The organism is Microvirga sp. P5_D2 (genome assembly GCF_054049475.1).
On the sequence record NZ_JBFUMH010000023.1, the window covers coordinates 1 to 17,526 of the forward strand.

Sequence of the window (17,526 nt, forward strand, 5' to 3'; positions counted from 1 at the left end):
CCCTGGCGGTCCGGTGCCGGCGAGCCGGTGTCCCGGGTTCGCCGCACCAGCCTGATGGCGAAGCTCTCGCTGACGGCAAAGTGCCCTGCCGCCGCCCGGCAGGAATGGCCCGCCTCGACAAAGTCGGCGACCCGCACCCGAAGATCGAGAGAATAGCAGTGACCCATGATCCACCTCCCGTTCCAGCAAGTGAATCACAGATCGCACCAGGCCAAAACCCAGGAGTCGAATTTCCAGTCCGATGCTTTAGCGCAGGCCGTGACATTCCTATCCAACCCGTGTCCGCCCACATCGCTGGTGGAGCAGGTGCGCGCAACTTTGGCAACCTTCTCTCCTTCTTGAGAGACACAGCTGCGTTAGGAGCCTGACCTCAAACCGGTTTGTCAAAGACCATCACCTTCGACACGTATGCTGTCTCGTCACGGGTGTAGGTTAGGCCACACGCTCGGGCCATCGCACCGAAGTCTTCCTCGATATACCCGGCATAATACGGCTCATGGTAGTTCTGCGGGAAGAGATCGAGGAGACCGTCATACGCTGGCTTGTCGCCGCGCTGCAGCGAATCCATCAGAACGAGACGGCCGCCGGGCTTCAGCACCCGGGCAACTTCACGGAAGACGGACCGACGAACCTTGGGCGGGAGCTCGTGGAACATGAAGATGCTCGTCACAGCATCCTGACTCGCGTCCGGAACCGGGATTGCCTCCCCGTTCGCCACGACGAGCTTCAGCCACGACCACCGCTTCAGGTGATGTTTGGCCTCCCGAATATAGGGCTCCGACAGATCGATCCCGAGACAGGGAAGCCGCGGCCATGCTTGTTTTGCAAAGTCGAGAAAGCGCCCGGTGCCGCAGCCGATATCGAGAAGTCTCAGCTGCCGCTGATCTCGCTGCGTAAAAACCTGGTGCAGGGGTGGCAGCACCTGCCGACGCATGGCATTAGCGGTCCCACTGAACAACACCTCAACCTGGGTATCGTAACGCTTGGCCGAGTCCTCGGTCATCCAGCCGCCGGTCTGGAAGTGGAAGTTCTGGAGATAGTAGCGGGGCCGTTTTCCCCGAGTTTCTTCCGTGAGAACCTCGTTATGCCCACCGCCCTCGCGCCGGCGGTGGACGCTTGGCAAATCCTCGAAGAACAGGCTTGAGCGCCGAAGGCGCGCCAACAGCGAGCCATCATGATCAGCAGGCAGCGGATAGAGGCCAGCCTCAACATTGGCGAGGTCCTGCCGGAACAGGGCTACCATATCCTTATAGAGGCGATCACGGTCTGGCACGGGCGCTACGGTGTAAGCCTTAGGGCGCTTGCTGTCACCCTCTTCCTCCCGAACCCTCTCTGCAAGACGGCTCACGGCAGCAGCATGGGCCACATACCAGGCGAGCCGGGGCAGCTGTCTGGTATGATATGCAGCGCGTGTGGCGAAGCGGGTAAGAGGACCGGTCATTCTTCCCTCCGCGTGGGCTGTGGGAAGTGTGGTCTCATGAAGCCAGATCTGCAAGGGGCAGCTCATTCGGAGCACGCAGTTCATCCGTTTCAGATGGAGATGCCTAGGGTGCTGATTTTAGTCTGAGTGGTGCGTATGGGGGCACCATCCGGTCCACCTTGGACGATAGGAATAAGTGTTGGGTAAGCGCAGGCGGTGGAGGATTGGATGGCCTATTCCAGAGAATGTTCGAGCTCAGGCCCGCCCCCTCCGCTATTATCTAAACTACTGAAATAAAATTCGATTTCTCCAAGGTATCTTAGGTCTTAAGGGCCGAGCTGCCTTTGCCAATTTCGGGACGATCGGCCTCTATAAAGACGTTCATAGGGGGCCCTGCGCTCCTTACTCATGAGAGCCTCATGGTTGTGTGATAAACAAGCGTTTTGATCGGCGAGAGTAGCAATCAGGCAATTTGGATTGCCTTTAGAACCGGTAGCGCAGAGCGCAATGCCTGAGTCAAAGCGGCAAGCGAGTGAGTCGGAGATCAGCCTGTCAAACAAGGAGTTCAATGCTGCGTGACCACGTGAAAGACAGCAGCCTCCATACGGCAGAGAGCACCGATGAAGCGTGCGAAGCGGCCGACATCGTCATTGCAACCGTCACCGCCAATGCCGCCTTCACGGCTGCCGAGCAGACGGCACTCTTCCCGAAACTCGGTTAGCTGATTGGAAGGCGATCAGCTGAACTGAAGAAGAGTGCGAGAAAGGCCAAGCCTGGGGCATGAAGACTGTCGAGTCCTTCCACATCTGTGGAACGCCTCCGATCAAAGAGATCGCGTAACATCATACACTCGGCTTATAGCTCTCCGCTTGACGACCTGCTAGACAGGTTGTGAGAACTCCCGGTCAGTTACGAAGCAAAGCAGCCCCTGTTTCGGGATCGAAGGCGTGAATGCGGCTTGGTGTTACGGAGGCAGTGAAACGGCTCCCCACTTTTTGGGAGAAGTCGCCGTCAACGATGGCTGTGACGCTGTCGCTGCCGACGTCGAAGATTACGAAAGTCTGGGCGCCTGTCGGCTCGATGATACGAACGGGGCCAACGATACCGTCATCGGTTGTCGCCATCTCGATATGTTCAGGGCGCAGTCCGAGGATAATGGGCTGCTCGTGACGGACATGGAGGCCGCTATCCAGGTTCAACCGGGTGCCGTCCGACAGCAAAGCCGTTTTTTGATCATCCTGAACGAGTGCCGTTGCCTTTAGGAAGTTCATCGCCGGGGAGCCGATGAAGCCGGCGACAAAGAGATTGGCTGGCCTTTCATAAAGCTCCATCGGGCTGCCCTGCTGCTCGATATGACCCTTGTTAAGAACAACCAGGCGATCGGCAAGCGTCATGGCCTCGATCTGGTCATGGGTGACATAGATCGATGGCGTGCGAACTTTCTGATGAAGCTGCTTGATCTCGGCGCGCATGGCAACGCGCAGCTTGGCATCGAGATTGGACAGCGGCTCGTCGAAAAGGAAGACCTTGGGGCTTCGGACAATGGCGCGCCCCATCGCGACGCGCTGGCGCTGGCCGCCGGAGAGCTGGCCGGGCTTGCGATCAAGGAGCGCTTCGAGATGGAGCATGCGCGCAGCCTCCGCAACCCGGGCATCGATCTCCGCCTTCGGCCGCTTCGAAAGCTTGAGATTGAATCCCATGTTCTCGGCCACTGTCATCTGCGGATAGAGCGCATAGGACTGGAACACCATGGCGACGTTCCGATCCTTCGGGCTGACATTGTTGACCACACGCCCGTCGATGCTGATCTGGCCATCGTTGATGTCTTCCAGGCCGGCGATCATGCGAAGCAAAGTTGACTTGCCGCAGCCCGACGGGCCGACGAGCGCGACGAACTCGCCTGAGCGGATCTGTAGGTCGATGTTGGGAATGACGGCGAGCGAACCGAAAGTCTTCTTCACGCCGTTCAAGGTGACTGTCGTCATGGCTGTCTCGACTCGTTAAATGGATCCTGGGATAGCTGACTTGCGTCAGCCCTTGACGCTGCCTGCGGCCATGCCGGAGACGATGAACTTCTGCATCAGAAGGTAAAGCAACACGGCAGGCATGGTGTAGACCACGCTGACCGCCATGACCGATTGCACCGGCGTCGTGATCTCGCCGATGAACCCGGCGAGGCCGACGGACGCGGGTCGCATGTCATCATGCGTGATGAACGTCAACGCGAAGATGTACTCGTTCCAGCCGTGGAAGAAGGCGATTACCGCCGATGCCGCCACAGACGGCGCGATGACGGGCAGCACCACTCGCCACAGCAGGCTCACGCCCGTGCAGCCATCGAGCACGGCAGCCTCCTCCACCTCGAAGGGAAAAGTGTCGATGGCGTTCTTCAGGATCCAGGTGATGACCGGAACCGTGAAGGCTGCGTTCGCCAGGATGAGGCCTGCATAGGTGTTGAGCAGTCCGAGCGGGGAAAAGATCGAGAAGATCGGCACCACGAGCACGGCTTCAGGCAGCATCTGCGTCATGAGAAGCGCGATGCCGAGCGCGACCTTGCCCCAGAAGTCGAAGCGCGAGAGCGCATAGGCCATGGGAACGGAGAGAACCAGCGTGACGATTGTGGTTCCCGCCGCCACGATGAAGCTGTTCAGCAGCCAGGTGCCGACCGGGCTTTCATGGAAGATCCTTGCGAAGATGCCGATTAGGGATAGATCGGGCAGCAACTGGGGGCTGGCACCGAACAGGTTGGCATCGCTCGTCGTCGCCGTCACGAACATCCAGTAAAAAGGGAAGACCGACAGGCCTACGAGGATCAGAATGACGAGGATCGCTGCCTGACCTCCCATGCCGCGGAAAAAACCTGCGCGTGCGCCTTCCCGATCCTGCGTCATGGCAATATTGGCGTCTTGTCCGCTGATGCGTTCTGAAATCATCGGGTCAGCTCCGCTTTGGCCGCACGGCTGGCGATGGTGAAATAGAGGATCGTGATCACGATGGAGATCGCCATGCCGACGATGCCGACCGCCGCCGCATCACCAAGCTTGTTGAGAATGAACCCGCGACGATAGAGATCGACCACGAGAGTGTTCGTGCTTCCCACGGGCCCACCCTGGGTGAGCAGCCAAATCAGCTCGAAGCGACGGATCGACCAGATCGTCATCAAAAGCGCCAGCAGTGAAACCGTCGGGCGAATGACAGGCCATGTCACGGCAAGGAATTGCATCCACAGCCCTGCCCCGTCGATCTGCGCGGCCTCGCGCAGCTCCTTCGGCACGGCCTGAAGCGCGGCCAGGATCACAACGGTCGTGAAGGGAAACAACTGCCAGATCGTGATGCATACGACGGTGAACAGCGCGAGGGATGGATTGTCGAGCCACAGGCCATCGACAGGAGCAAGCCCCACGGGATCGAGAGCGCGGTTGATGATGCCGTATTGCCCGTTGAGCATCCAGCGGAAGATAAGCGCGATCGCGACAGGAGGCGCGGCCCACGGAATGATCAGGAGAGAGCGGGCGGCGGAACGGCCGCGAAAATTGCGGTCCATCAGCAGTGCGGCCAGGAGACCCAACCCAATCGTGCCGATCACGCAGGCGATGACATAGATCGCCGTGACCTGGACCGAGCCGATAAAGGTCTCATCTCGAAACAATCGCAGAAAGTTGTCGAAGCCGACAAAGTTGAAGCGGCTCGGGTTCAGCAGGGACGTCCTGGAAAAGCTGAGCCGGACTTCCTGCAACAGGGGAAGCGCCTGGAAGATGATGAGATACAAGGCACCCGGAAGAATAAGATAGTAGGGCAGCCAGCGGCTGCCGTGCAGTTTTGCCAAATAGGCGCTGTCGCTTTGAGAGCTCATCACATTCCACCCAGAAGTCTGACAGTGTCCCTGTGCCTCGAGGCACAGGGACATGAGGCGATAGTCGATCGAAGGATCAGATGATGCCTTCGACCCGCTTCTGAGCTTCGTCGAGGACAGTCTTCACGTCAGCCTTGCCGGCAAGAGCGCGCAGCACGGCTTCGACAACGATGCTGCGGATTTCCGGTGTCTGGGCCTCCAGGCCTTCCGGCATGAAAGGCAGTGCGACATCGTTCAGGCTGTCGAACGTCTTGATGTAGGGGGCAGATGCCAGCTCCTGCGGCGTGCGCGCAACCAGGGTTGCCGCCGTGGAGCCGCCGAGGAAGCCCTGCACCTTCGTCTGCTGTTCCTTCGCCAGGAACCAGCGGAGGAATGCCTTGGCCCCATCGGGCGACTTCGTGTTCTTATTGATGCCGAGTGCCGCCATCACCTGACCGATCGACTTGGTCGGAAGGGGTGCGGGAGACGCGGCGATGGCGACGTTGGCATTGGTGCCCTTGAGCACCGTGGGAATGCCGCCATTGTCGATCATCATCGCGATCTTGCCCTCGGCGAACATGCGCCGGTAGGTCGCCGCATCGGCTCCTTTCGGAATCACATCGGCATCGTAGAGCTTCTTGTAGGCCGTCACGCCCGCAACCGTTTCGGGGCTGTTGATTGTCGGCTTGCCCTTCACGGCCCAGTGTCCGCCATTCCCGTAGACGAAGTTGGACAGGTCGTACCACACGCCGGCCTCTTCGGCCTGAGTCTGACGGAAGGCGTAGCCATAGACGCCGTCCTTCGTCTGCGCCTTGGCCTCGGTCACAAGTTCATCGTAGGTGGTCGGGACTTTCTTCACCAGGTTGGGGTTGTAGATCAGCGCGTAGTTGCTGATATCGAGGGCAACGCCATACTGGGTGCCATCCACCACGAGCGACTTGTTGCCGGGCAGCAATTGAATGCCCTTCACCACGTCGTCGAGAGGCACGATCAGGCCCGCTTCGGCGGCTGCATAGATGTTGGGCTGGTCGAAGGCGATCACGTCAGGGCCGCCGCCGCCGCCCATCTGGGTGAACATGGTGGTGCCGAAGGACGAGAAGGGCTTGGTGATCGGCGTCACCTGAATCTCGTTCTGGCTCTTGTTGAACTCTTCCACGAGAGCCACGAGCTTGGGGCCGCGCAGCGGTTCGCCGAGCATGGATGCGGCGAAGCTGATTTCCTTGCGGGTGCCCTGCGCAAAAGCCGAAGAACCGGCGACTGCGATCATCATGGCCGTTGCGCCGGCTGCGATAAGATATTTATTCATTGTCTGTTTCCTCCTTGGTTGTGAAGTTATTGTTGTCCTGCCGGATGTTGCCTCCAGCTTCGGATCAAGAGACGGCTTAGTGGCTCACCGCCTTCATCTGAGGCGCGGCGTGCGCGCCAATCTCATGGACAGACATCATCGACCCGACCTCGATGACCGGCATGACGCCCGCCGCAGCACCCGCGAACAGGGCCGCGCCGCGGCTTGCAGTTTCGATGATTTCAGGTTTCTCGAATGGCCCGAGAATCTCCCGCTTCAGTTCCCTGACAAGCAGGCTGCGTAATCCGCCGCCTGTCGCCACGATGCGGCCGTGCGAGCCTGCGAATTGGGACATGCGGCCCGCCAGCACGAGCGCGCGACGCTGCACCGACTCGACGGCGGCGCGCCAGATCGCGGCGGGATCAGGATCGTAGCCGATATTGCTGAGAGAGGCGGTGTCGAGCCAGATGGTGTCGACAATCGGGCTTTTCTCGGTCGTTTCGAGCTGGAGCGCTGCCGCGTCGAGAGCATCGATATCGGCTTCACCCTTCCCCATCAGCTTGAGGAACCGCCACATGCCGATGCCGGACCGCAAGCTCGTCGTTGCCTGAAGCTGACCGGAGAAGATGTCACAACCGATCGCAATTTCCTGATCGAGCGCGTCCGACAGATCTTTGCGGGTGCGGCCCACATCAGGCATGCGTCGGATCAGAGCTTCGCCCGTTCCGCACGAGTCGAGCAGATCGTCCTGACGGGTTGCGCCAGCACCGACACCGGCGACGAGATGGTCCATGCCGCAGATGGTGACCGCAGCGCCCGCAAGGGCTGGATAATCGCCGGTCACATGCCCGACGCATTCACCGGAATGGCGCAAGGGCGACAGCAAATTGCGTGGGGCATCCACGCATTCCAGCAGCTCCGTGGATTCGCGCTTTGCCAACACATCGAAGAAGCCCGTGCGGCTTGCAAGAGACGGCTCGGTCGATGGAACGCCGGTCAGCCGGTAGCCGATCCACTCCGACATATTGAGCCAGCGGCTCCAGTCTATCGCCGGCGCAGCATTCTCCGTGAGCCACTGAAGCTTCATGATGGATGGCTTCAGGTTGAGGGGCAGTCCCGTGATCTCGGCAAACCCGTGTCGTCCGAACGCATCTTCGATCCGACGGACAGAATCCGTGCCCTGCTGGTCGTACCACGGAAGAAAAGGAGTAAGCGGCCTCCCCGCAAAGTCGAGGGCAACCCCGGATTCGGCAAAGCTCGTGATGCCGAGGCCCACCACCCTGCTGTTCGCGCATTGCGCAAGCACATTGTCAACGGCAGACAGCAGGACATTCAGAATGGTTTCAGGATCAAGCTGGCGGATGCCGCGCTTGTCTTCCCATGGCGTCGGCACGGAGGCGAGCGCAACATGCCGGCCCTCCAGGTCCACGGCCTGGATCTTGCAGGCTGTGGTGCCGATATCGAGCCCAAGAAGAATGCCGCGCAATCCGCGCGCCGCCTGCACCATCGTCAGACACGCCCCTCTTTGAACATGCGGACATAGGAGCTAAAGCGGCCGGCGATTTCCTGTACGGCCTGATCACGCGTGATCGCTCCATCCATAACCGCCTTGAGGCTGTCGGCCCAGGTGCTGCGACCGATGGCGAAGCCGGTAAAGCCCGGCACTTCCGCTGCCGTGCGAATCCACTCCTCGATGACGGGTTCCGGCGCGCCGCGACCGAGGATAATGCATTCCACGTTCTCGCGCCCACCAGCCTGCGCCTGCTTGGCGACGGCGGCGTAATGCTCGACGTTTTTGAGTCCCTCGACCTTCCACACATCGGCCTCGATGCCAGCATCCTGATATTCGGCGATGGTCTCGACCATCATGGCCGGGCGCAGCTCCGTATCGAACCGCTCCTGCGAGCCGCCGACCGAGGCAAGCTGTGCCGGCGTCGGGAAGACGAGAAGTTCCAGCATGAACTTCTGACTGCGCGGCTTGAGCCAGTCGGAGAGCGCCTTGAGGCGGGTCTTAGAGAGAGCCCGCGATTCCGCGTCGATGCTGTCGTCACGAATGGCGAGCACCTTCACCTGATCGGGATCGAACTTCTCGATATGCTCATCGAACTTGTCGCCGTATTCGAGCTCGAACACCTTCTGCATCGAGCGCTCGGCGGGCATGGCAAGGATCACGCCGAGTTCCCTGGCTTTATGGGCGATATCTGCACCGCACTCTTCATCGACCAGAATGCCGACGTCTGAATGCTTCAGGCCCAAAGGTGCGAGGCTCGCCAGCAGGGCATCGAAGATGATCCCCTTCAGGCCCAAAAAATCGACACGCTGGCCGTTATAGGTGCCACCATTTTCACCGAACATCTTGATCAGCGAAACACGGTGATCGAAGGCCAGGATGTAGAGCGGCGGGCGGGAATCGGCGGTCATGGCGTTTATTTCCTCCTATATTCTGGCTTTAGCGGCGTGACGGAAAGCTCATCGCCGCTGTCTTGATGCGCGTGTAGAATGCAAGGCCGTCCAATCCATGTTCCTTGAACGGAGACCCGGAATCCTTGAAGCCGCCGAAAGGCTGATGAACATCCCAGCCGCTCGGGGGAAGGTTGATGACGGCTTGGCCGACTTCGACCTGATCGATGAAAGTGTGGGCCGCCGAGAGATCGTTGGTGAAGATTCCGGCGGCGAGGCCGTATTCGGTATCATTGACCATGGCGATCACCTCTTCGAGCGTCTCGAAGGGCAGCACCGCCACGACAGGACCGAAGACCTCTTCCTTCCAGATCCGCATCTTGGTCGTGACACCGGTCAGAACCGTTGGCTGCACGAAGCAGCCCCGTGCATAGAGCTCATCTTTAAGCGCTGCACCACCATAAGCGACTTTCGCGCCTTCGCTCATGGCGGAATCGACGAGACTCAGCACCTTCTGACGCGCCCGCTCGTTCACGACCGGCCCCATCGTCGTCGTCTCGGAAGAGCCATCACCCACGCGCACTTCGCGAGCGAGCGCCGAGAGTTCCTTCTCCACCTCACCTATGATGCTTTTGTGAACCAGCAGGCGGCTGACGGCCGTGCAGCGCTGGCCGGTCTGGCCGAAGATGGAGGGAATGAGAAGCTTCAGCGCCGCGCCGATATCGGCATCGGCCATCAGAACAGCGGAATTCTTGCCGCCCATTTCGGTCTGCAAACGCGCGCGCCCATCAGAAAGGGCCTTGCGGAGATATTTTCCGGTTGCGGTAGAGCCTGTGAAGGTCACGCCGGCGATCCGTAAATCGCGGACGAGCGCCTCGCCCATCACCGTCACGTCGCCCGTCACCGTATTCAGCACTCCCGGGGGCACGCCAGCCTCAGCGAAAAGCTGGGCGAGGATGAGCGCGATTCCGGGCGTGTCGGGCGAAGGCTTGAGAACGACCGTGTTGCCAGAGATCAGCGCAGGCGCGATCTTGCGGCAGGGAACCATCAGCGGATCGTTCCAGGGCGTGATGGCAAGCACCACACCGATGGGCTCATGTACGGTCCAGGCCTGCGTACCGGGCCTGCGATCGGGAATGAGGCTGCCATAGGACAGACGGCCAATGCCGGCGTAGAATTCCAGCATCTCGGCGGAGCGCTCTGCCTCGATCGTCGCCTCGCCGATGGTCTTTCCCATCTCCAGCGAAATCAGATGACGCAGCTCTTCCGCGCGGTCGCGGATCAGGGCAGCAACACGGAAGAGCAACTTCCCTCGCTCGACGCTCGGTGTCGAACGCCAGCCCGGCAGTGCTGCGGCAGCGGCGTCGATGGCGGCGGTCACCTCAGCAGGCGACATATCCGGCACATGGGCCACCACCTGGCGCTGGTCGGCAGGATTGAGCGATGTGCTGCCGGAGCGCGCATCGCCAACCCATTGACCGTTGACGAGGTTCTGAAGAGCGAGGGGAAGTCGCATGGTCCGTTGTCCTGTTACTGCACGACCTGCCAAGGACCGATCAGGTATTTGGCCAGCGCGCCTTCATCAAAATCGAAGCCAAGTCCCGGCCGCGAGTGGAGAATGATTTCTCCATTCTCGACCTGAAGCTGATTGTCGATGATGTCACAGAAGTTATGTACTCCGTTGCCCACGAAGTATTCAACATAGGTTGCACTTGGGAATGCACTCACGAGCGGTGCATGCAGATCGTGGAACCAGTGCGGGCAGAGAGATACGCCGTATCCGCTCGCAAGATCGGCAATGCGGCGCAACTCGCTGATGCCGCCGCACACCGCAGCATCCTGCTGCAGGAACACGGCCGCTTCCGCATCGAGCAGCTCCTTGGCGCGCCAACGCCCTGCTTCGATCTCGCCGGTCGCGACCTTCACCGGCGTCTCACGTGCAAGCCGCGCATGATTGGCGATATCGTCGGGACTGAAGGGCTCTTCGATCCAGTAAAGATTGTAGGGCTCCCACAGGCGCACTGCAGCAAGTGCCGACGGCAGATCCTTCCAGGCATTGTTGGCGTCGAGCATCAGAATGCCATTGGGGCCGATTGCCTCGCGTGCGGCTGCAATGCGCTCCGCATCTTCGGCGGCGCTCACGCGGCCAACCTTCATCTTCACAGCGTTGAAGCCGCGCTTCACATAGGAAGACATTTCCTTGTGAACGCCATCGGGGCCCTTGCCGGCGATATAGTATCCACCGCTCGCATAGGCATTCACGCGGTTGGAACGGCCACCCAGATATTTGTGAAGAGGCAAATTCGCCGCGCGGGCATTGCGATCCCACAGAGCGATGTCGATGGCGGAAAGAGCGCGCATGACGGAACCGACACGTCCATGCAGGAGGCTTTCCTGATACATCCGGCCCCATGCATTCTCCACGAGATGCGCATCCTCTCCGATGAGGACGGGAGCCAGGAGATCTGTGACGGCCAGGGTCGCGAGCGAAGCGGCACGATGTCCGGGATAGCAGAAGCCAATGCCCGTGACGCCGTCGTCACCCGTCACCCGCACCAGCGTGTACTCGCGCTGGGTCACCGTCCGACTGGAAAATCCGGTCGGGGCCGGCAGCGGGATGGAGGCCGTTGCCGCCTCGATCTTCCGAATGGATGTCACCTTGAAACCTCCCTTGGCTCTTCTGCGGCAGCCATTGGGCTGCGTTGATTGACCTGAGGTTAGGCTTGCACTTTCATAAAATCAAAATGATAATTTAGATAATCATTATCAAAAAAACGGATACTAGTGATGGATGCGAAGATGCTGCGGACTTTCATCTCGGTGGTCGAGAACAGGGGGTTCGCCAATGCCGCCGAGGCGCTCCATTGTTCGCAGCCGACTGTCAGCGCCCAGATCGCCGCCTTGGAGGATGATTTAGGAGCGGCCTTGTTTGACCGGGACCGCCGCCCCGTTCAGCTCACGCCACCCGGCGAGGCCCTGCTCGCCCATGCGCGAACCATTCTCAACGAGTTCGAGGCCGCGCGCGGCAGCGTCTCGGACTTTCTAGGCGCACGACGCGGCACGGTTCGCCTCGGCACCTATCCCAGCGCCACGGCAGGCTACATCCCTCGCATGCTGCAGCAATTCAAGGAGCTTTTCCCGCTGGTGAAGATTCATCTCGTGGAACTCGGCGGCGCTTATATGGAGCAGGCTGCCATCAGTGGCGAAATCAACCTGTTCCTGAGACAGACGACGCCTCCCCTCTCCAGCACGCTCTTCGAGAGCCATCCTCTGTGGCGGGAGAATTTCAAGGTCGTCATGCCGCCCGATCACGACCTCGCCCGCAAGCGTGGCGCGATCGCACCGGAAGAATTGCTGAAGCACGAGCTGATCATGACGGGCCGCTACCAGACCGAGGCCATTCTTACGCACCCACTCTGGCATTCCCTGCGCGAGCCACCACGGGTCATTTACGAGGTCAGCCAGCCGCAATCCCTCATCGAACTCGTGCGCGCCCGAATTGGCATCGGCGTCACCACGGATCTGGCACTACACGTCTCGCGCCTCGACGGCCTTGCCGTACGGTCTATCGACCATCCCGAGGCCGTTCGCGATGTTTCCGTCTACTGGCCGAAAAACCGGGCTCTCTCCGCAGCAGCGAGAGCCCTGCTCGACTTCATGGTCGGTACAGCCGATGTTCCAAGCTGCACGACCTCCAGGCGCGATCTGCAAACCGAGGGGAAGAAGAGCGATTAATCGGAACGCTCCGGTTTTCACACGCTTATGGCAGGTGAAACCATGGGTGCTCTGGAGATCCCCGACCAGAAGCTGTCCGCTCTATCGGACGAGGCCCTTGATCTCGCTAAGGGCTAATGGTCCGGCGCTGGACGCGCGTTCGATCTAACCTGTCTCCAACGCTGAAGAAACTGAGAGGCTAATCCTGCGGCTGATGGGATCAGTCGTTGATCGGCCATCGGTTCAGGTCGAACTTTCCCATTCCGAGCGCTTGTCACTTGATTGCGATCACGTAAAAATCGCGGCCCAAGCAGCGATTACGGAAACTTGGCAGCAGCCTGATGGATCCGACCAGCGTATTCTCATGGGCGAGCCTTTACCTGATGTCCGAGTGGATCATCAGGTTGTTGATGCTTGTCATCATCCCTTTCCGACGTTCGCCGGAAGCGGCGAAGGGCTGGCTTCTATTCGTGTTCTTTCTGCCCTGGCCGGCTGTTGCCCTCTATCTTCTCATTGGGCGGCCAAATTATCCGAAGTGGCGGCGGGTGCAATTTGAAAAGTTGCCATCTGTGCTCAAGGGAGAAGTCTCCCGCGTGAGGGAGCTAAGTGTCCGTCAGGAACCGGATTTGCCGCCTAACCTGACCCAAGCCGCACGGCTGATCCAAAATCTCGGTCACTTTCCGGCACTCGGCGGGAACGAAGCGGAGCTCTTGTCCCGGTACGACGAGACCATCGACCGCATAGTGGCTGATATCGATACGGCCACGTGTCATGTGCATCTGCTTTTCTATATCTTCGCCTATGACGCGAGCGGGCGGAAAGTGATCGCGGCCTTGGCGCGCGCCGTCGAGCGGGGCATTGCATGCCGCGTCCTCATCGATGCGCTGGGATCACGTGCCTGGGCCCCACAGACCATGGAAGCTCTCGCAGCTGCCGGCGTGGAAGCCCATCTGGTCCTTCCGGTCAGGTTCCTGCGTCGCCACTCGACCCGTGCCGATCTTCGCAACCACCGCAAGATCGCCATCATCGACGGCCGGATTGGCTATCTCGGTTCACAGAATATTGTCGATTCCGACTTCAATCCGCGCGTCACCAATCAGGAACTTGTCGTGCGAGTCGCCGGGCCTGTGGTGCTTGAGCTGCAGACCGTGTTTGCCGCAGACTGGTTTATGGAAACCGAACAGGTGCTCAAGACACCTAATATGCTCACGGAGCCGGCCCGCAGCGGCACCATGATCGCGCAGGTGCTGCCGAGCGGCCCCGATTATCCTGAAGCCGGAGTCGAGCGTGTCATCGAGGCGCTTATTTATGGCGCCCGTGAGAGGGTCGTCATCACGACGCCCTACTTCATTCCCAACGAGTCGCTTCTTCATGCGCTGGAAACGGCCGTTCTTCGTGGGGTCGAGGTCGAGCTCGTCCTGTCGAAGCCTGTCGATCAAATGCTCGTCAATCTGGCGCAGCGTTCTTACTATACCGAACTTCTCAATGCCGGGATCAAGGTCCATCTTTATCGGGACAAGCTGCTTCACGCGAAGCACCTGAGCATCGACCAAGATGTTTCGCTGATCGGATCGAGCAACATCGACATGCGCTCGTTCACCCTGAATTCCGAGATCAGCCTGGTGCTGTTCGACCGCGAACTGACAGCGCGGCTGCGGGCGGAGCAGGATCGTTATTTTCTGGAAAGCGACCTCCTTCTGGCGAAGCAATGGGAGACACGGCCCCTCTTCAGGAAGATCGTCGAGAACATTGCCCGCCTGCTCACGCCGCTGCTGTGAGGGCGTGTTCAGGAATGGCGCTTCCGGTTCACTTCTGTTCAGACATGAAGGAAACCGGCCGCTTAAACCCGACAATACAAATTTGATTTTTTATTACATCGCCGCCTATGGTTGGCGAGCCCCCTTACGACAGCCAGCATGTGCACATTGAAAGCGGAGGAGAACCTGTTATGCCACTCGCACGTCCATGCGCGTGCAGCTTTCAGGCGAAGCGTCTCTCGCGAGCTGTCAGTCTATCGGCCCAAAGGTTTTCGACCCCATGAACCTGTTCGCCTTCGGAGTTGGCTACACAGTCAGCCATTTCATTGCCCGCTATAGGGAGCGTTTCACGCAGGTTTGCGGCACGTCCCGCTCGCTTGAGAAAGTCCAGGCTTTGAGAGATGCAGGAATAACCGCTTTCCGCTTCGATGGCGCCGACGACGATCCCCTCTTGGTCGAGCAGCTTGCATCCGCCGACGCCCTTCTCATTTCCGTTCCGCCCAGCACCGGAATGGACCCTGTGCTGGACCGTTTCGCGGACGTGATCGCATCCTCCTCGCGACTGCGCTGGATCGGATACCTCTCGACGGTCGGCGTTTATGGCGACGCGGAAGGCCAATGGGTCAACGAAGACACCGCGCCCAGCCCCGTGACGGTGCGTGCACGCCAGCGCATCGAGGCCGAGCAGCATTGGCTACGTCTTGGTCAGAGCGCCCCGTTCTCGGTTCAGATTTTTCGCCTTGCAGGCATCTATGGCCCGGGGCGCAACGCTTTGCAGCGTGTCATGGATGGAACAGCCAAGCGCCTTATCAAGCCGGGACAGGTGTTCAACCGCATTCACGTCGACGACATCGCCCAGGTTCTGATGTCGTCCATCGAGAGGCCGAGTAGCAACACGATCTACAACGTGGCCGACAACGAGCCGGGACCTCCGCAGGACGTCATCGCCTATGCAGCCGAACTCCTCGGGCGCGAGCCTCCTCCCGAGGTCCCCTTCGACGAAGCCCAGCTCACGCCCATGGCCCGCAGCTTCTACGAGGATAACAAACGTGTGCGGAACACCCGCCTCAAGACGGACCTCGGGGTGACATTGCACTATCCCACCTATCGTGATGGCCTCCGGGCGTTGCTCGCTTCCAATACGATCCAAAGAACTTGAAGCGCGAAAGGCGTGAGTCCTCCACTGAGATTTAGTTCTTTATAACGAACATTTCGTTGTGCATGCGCCTCGCTTTAGGCAAGCAATGATGGATCATCATGCTTATGTTTTGGGCAAATGAAACGATTTCATCTGTACAGACGCCTTCCGAGAGAAAAATCCTTCTGCTCCAGTCGTTCTAAAAAAAGAACATTCCCGTTGCGTTTTGGGTTGGGTCTCCCCGATAATTCCAGGGTCACTCAGCCAATCACGCAGGGGAAAAATCGTGTCCATCACTCAACGCTTCAGGAAGAGAGCCGGTCTTGCCGCCTTGCTCGGAGCCACGCTTCTGGCCGGAACGGGTGGATGGGGAGCAGCGCATGCCGCAGGCTCGGACGACAAGCCCGTGACGGGCGGAACGCTGATCTATCTCGAGCAGCAGGCTCACACGAACCTCTATTCCCCTGCCGGCGGCTTCTACCCGAACGGCGGCATTCTCAACCAGATCACCGACAAGCTGACCTATCAAAATCCGAAGACCCTCGAGATCGAGCCCTGGATCGCGGAATCGTGGACGGTCAATGCGGATGCCACGGAATATACGTTCAAGGTCCGCCAGGGTGTCACATTCTCGGACGGTACGCCGCTGGATGCGGCGGCTGTCGCCAAGAACTACGACACCTTCGGACGCGGCAACAAGGAACTGAAGCTGCCGGTTTCCGAGGTGATCAACAATTACGACCGCAGCGAGGTGATCGATCCCTACACGGTCAAGTTCTACTTCAAGAAGTCGTCGCCAGGCTTCCTGCAAGGCACTTCGGTGATCGGCTCTGGTCTCGTGGCTCTCTCAACCCTTGCACTGCCCTACGAGACTCTCGGGGATGCCACGAAGATCATCGGCTCCGGTCCCTTCGTGGTCGCCAGCGAGACGCTGGGCCGCGAACTCACCCTGAAAGTGCGCGCGGATTACAAGTGGGGACCGGCGAAACTCGCACATCAGGGCCGCGCCTATCTCGACTCGATCAAATACGTCGTCACCCCGGAAGACAGCGTGCGCATCGGCGCGCTTGTCGCCGGACAAGCCGACGTCATTCGCCAGATCCAGGCCTATGATGAGAAGCAGGTCGAGGATGAGGGCTATCTGATTCATGCGCCCTCGACACGCGGCGTGAACAACAGCGTCGTCTTCCGTCCGGACAATCCGCTGGTTTCGGATATCCGTGTACGCCGGGCATTGCTGCATGCCACCAACACGGACGAAATCGTTTCGACCCTGTTCTCAGATCATTATCCGAAGGCAACATCCATCATCGCCAAGACGGCGTTGGGCTATGTGGATCTATCCTCCAAGCTCGCCTACGACCTCGACAAGGCGAAGGCTCTGCTCGATGAGGCGGGCTGGAAAGCCGGCGCGAACGGTGTGCGCCAGAAGGACGGCAAGATTCTTGAACTGTCCGCGTACGAGTCCCTTCCGCAGCCGCAGAACAAGGAGACGCTGCAACTCGTCTCGCAGCAATGGGGCAAGCTGGGCGTGAAGCTCAATGTGCTCACGGCGGATTCGGGCAGCGCGACGGTCAACAATCTCGACCCTTCGAAGGCGCCCGTGTCGCCGGCGATGGTCGGCCGCGCCGATCCGGATGTGATCAAGAGCCAGTATTACCCGACCAACCGCAACGTGCTGCTGCAAAAAGGCGGCAATAGCGACAAGGTCCAGTCCTTCGTAGACGAGAAGCTGAATGCGCTTCTGGATCAGCTGGCATCCGAACCGGATCGCGCCAAGCGCCACGCGGTTGCCGGCGAGGTGCAGAACTACGTGATCGATCAGGCTTACGCGATCCCGATCTTCGAGGAGCCTCAGGCCTTCGCCGCCGCGCCTTACGTGAAGGGCGTGTCCTTCGAGGCGGTAGGTCGCCCGAGCTTCTACAGCACGTGGCTCGCCCCGCGTAACTGACGACCGAGCAAGTCCGGGTGTCGGAGTTT

At 59.8% G+C, this 17,526-nt stretch carries 15 protein-coding genes; 5 read left to right on the plus strand and 10 right to left on the minus strand.

From position 1 onward, the window contains the following. Positions 1-167 (minus strand): IS630 transposase-related protein (locus tag ACXJKO_RS09310; RefSeq protein WP_457090844.1); only part of this gene is annotated, 167 nt, incomplete at its 3' end. Between the two features lie 203 nt (positions 168-370). After that, positions 371-1,441, minus strand: a complete 1,071-nt coding sequence (locus ACXJKO_RS09315) for a class I SAM-dependent methyltransferase (protein WP_457090805.1) — start codon at positions 1,439-1,441, stop codon at positions 371-373. Between the two features lie 547 nt (positions 1,442-1,988). Here ACXJKO_RS09315 and ACXJKO_RS09320 point away from each other — a divergent pair. Continuing rightward, complete coding sequence (locus ACXJKO_RS09320) at positions 1,989-2,141, plus strand: hypothetical protein (RefSeq protein ID WP_457090806.1); 153 nt, start codon at positions 1,989-1,991, stop codon at positions 2,139-2,141. A 184-nt stretch (positions 2,142-2,325) separates the two neighbouring features. On the opposite strand, the gene ACXJKO_RS09325 is transcribed toward ACXJKO_RS09320, so the two are convergent. The 8 genes from ACXJKO_RS09325 to ACXJKO_RS09360 form a co-directional block, all read right to left on the minus strand. After that, positions 2,326-3,405 carry an ABC transporter ATP-binding protein gene (locus tag ACXJKO_RS09325; RefSeq protein ID WP_457090807.1) on the minus strand — a complete coding sequence of 360 codons (1,080 nt, stop codon included), beginning with the start codon at positions 3,403-3,405 and terminating at the stop codon, positions 2,326-2,328. A gap of 45 nt (positions 3,406-3,450) precedes the next feature. Continuing rightward, on the minus strand, positions 3,451-4,353 hold the full coding sequence (locus ACXJKO_RS09330) for a carbohydrate ABC transporter permease (protein WP_457090808.1): 903 nt from the start codon (positions 4,351-4,353) through the stop codon (positions 3,451-3,453). Next, positions 4,350-5,273 carry a carbohydrate ABC transporter permease gene (locus ACXJKO_RS09335; RefSeq protein ID WP_457090809.1) on the minus strand — a complete coding sequence of 308 codons (924 nt, stop codon included), beginning with the start codon at positions 5,271-5,273 and terminating at the stop codon, positions 4,350-4,352. The genes ACXJKO_RS09330 and ACXJKO_RS09335 overlap by 4 nt, the downstream gene beginning before the upstream one ends. Positions 5,274-5,349: 76 nt before the next feature. Further along, a complete protein-coding gene (locus ACXJKO_RS09340) occupies positions 5,350-6,558 on the minus strand; it encodes an ABC transporter substrate-binding protein (RefSeq protein ID WP_457090810.1) in 1,209 nt (402 codons plus the stop codon). Between the two features lie 76 nt (positions 6,559-6,634). Beyond that, a complete protein-coding gene (locus ACXJKO_RS09345) occupies positions 6,635-8,044 on the minus strand; it encodes an FGGY-family carbohydrate kinase (protein WP_457090811.1) in 1,410 nt (469 codons plus the stop codon). 2 nt (positions 8,045-8,046) lie between these two features. Beyond that, on the minus strand, positions 8,047-8,958 hold the full coding sequence (locus tag ACXJKO_RS09350) for a 2-deoxy-5-keto-D-gluconate 6-phosphate aldolase domain-containing protein (protein WP_457090812.1): 912 nt from the start codon (positions 8,956-8,958) through the stop codon (positions 8,047-8,049). 28 nt (positions 8,959-8,986) lie between these two features. Next, entirely contained in the window at positions 8,987-10,453 is a 1,467-nt protein-coding gene (locus ACXJKO_RS09355; protein ID WP_457090813.1) for an aldehyde dehydrogenase family protein, read from the minus strand. A 14-nt stretch (positions 10,454-10,467) separates the two neighbouring features. Further along, positions 10,468-11,595 carry a mandelate racemase/muconate lactonizing enzyme family protein gene (locus tag ACXJKO_RS09360; protein WP_457090814.1) on the minus strand — a complete coding sequence of 376 codons (1,128 nt, stop codon included), beginning with the start codon at positions 11,593-11,595 and terminating at the stop codon, positions 10,468-10,470. Positions 11,596-11,736: 141 nt separating this feature from the next. Here ACXJKO_RS09360 and ACXJKO_RS09365 point away from each other — a divergent pair, with 141 nt between their 5' ends. The 4 genes from ACXJKO_RS09365 to ACXJKO_RS09380 all read left to right on the plus strand — a co-directional run bounded on the left by ACXJKO_RS09365 (position 11,737) and on the right by ACXJKO_RS09380 (position 17,497). Beyond that, the gene (locus tag ACXJKO_RS09365; RefSeq protein ID WP_457090815.1) at positions 11,737-12,672 is read left to right on the plus strand and encodes a LysR family transcriptional regulator; all 936 of its coding nucleotides are present in this window, start codon (positions 11,737-11,739) and stop codon (positions 12,670-12,672) included. A 389-nt stretch (positions 12,673-13,061) separates the two neighbouring features. Then, positions 13,062-14,429 (plus strand): cardiolipin synthase, encoded by a 1,368-nt coding sequence (cls, locus tag ACXJKO_RS09370; protein ID WP_457090816.1) that lies wholly within the window; start codon positions 13,062-13,064, stop codon positions 14,427-14,429. Between the two features lie 259 nt (positions 14,430-14,688). Further along, positions 14,689-15,567 carry an SDR family oxidoreductase gene (locus ACXJKO_RS09375; protein WP_457090817.1) on the plus strand — a complete coding sequence of 293 codons (879 nt, stop codon included), beginning with the start codon at positions 14,689-14,691 and terminating at the stop codon, positions 15,565-15,567. A 328-nt stretch (positions 15,568-15,895) separates the two neighbouring features. Continuing rightward, positions 15,896-17,497, plus strand: coding sequence for a TIGR04028 family ABC transporter substrate-binding protein (locus ACXJKO_RS09380; protein ID WP_457090845.1), 1,602 nt, complete (start codon positions 15,896-15,898; stop codon positions 17,495-17,497). The last annotated feature ends 29 nt before the right edge of the window (positions 17,498-17,526 follow it).

Excerpts from the sequence above, each read along its gene's own strand:
- ACXJKO_RS09330 (WP_457090808.1), bottom strand. The coding sequence starts at position 4,353 with ATGATTTCAGAACGCATCAGCGGACAAGACGCCAATATTGCCATGACG.
- cls (WP_457090816.1), top strand. The coding sequence starts at position 13,062 with ATGCTTGTCATCATCCCTTTCCGACGTTCGCCGGAAGCGGCGAAGGGC.
- ACXJKO_RS09350 (WP_457090812.1), bottom strand. The coding sequence starts at position 8,958 with ATGACCGCCGATTCCCGCCCGCCGCTCTACATCCTGGCCTTCGATCAC.
- ACXJKO_RS09375 (WP_457090817.1), top strand. The coding sequence starts at position 14,689 with ATGAACCTGTTCGCCTTCGGAGTTGGCTACACAGTCAGCCATTTCATT.
- ACXJKO_RS09365 (WP_457090815.1), top strand. The coding sequence starts at position 11,737 with ATGCTGCGGACTTTCATCTCGGTGGTCGAGAACAGGGGGTTCGCCAAT.
- ACXJKO_RS09345 (WP_457090811.1), bottom strand. The coding sequence starts at position 8,044 with ATGGTGCAGGCGGCGCGCGGATTGCGCGGCATTCTTCTTGGGCTCGAT.
- ACXJKO_RS09325 (WP_457090807.1), bottom strand. The coding sequence starts at position 3,405 with ATGACGACAGTCACCTTGAACGGCGTGAAGAAGACTTTCGGTTCGCTC.
- ACXJKO_RS09335 (WP_457090809.1), bottom strand. The coding sequence starts at position 5,273 with ATGAGCTCTCAAAGCGACAGCGCCTATTTGGCAAAACTGCACGGCAGC.
- ACXJKO_RS09340 (WP_457090810.1), bottom strand. The coding sequence starts at position 6,558 with ATGAATAAATATCTTATCGCAGCCGGCGCAACGGCCATGATGATCGCA.
- ACXJKO_RS09355 (WP_457090813.1), bottom strand. The coding sequence starts at position 10,453 with ATGCGACTTCCCCTCGCTCTTCAGAACCTCGTCAACGGTCAATGGGTT.
- ACXJKO_RS09320 (WP_457090806.1), top strand. The coding sequence starts at position 1,989 with ATGCTGCGTGACCACGTGAAAGACAGCAGCCTCCATACGGCAGAGAGC.
- ACXJKO_RS09315 (WP_457090805.1), bottom strand. The coding sequence starts at position 1,441 with ATGACCGGTCCTCTTACCCGCTTCGCCACACGCGCTGCATATCATACC.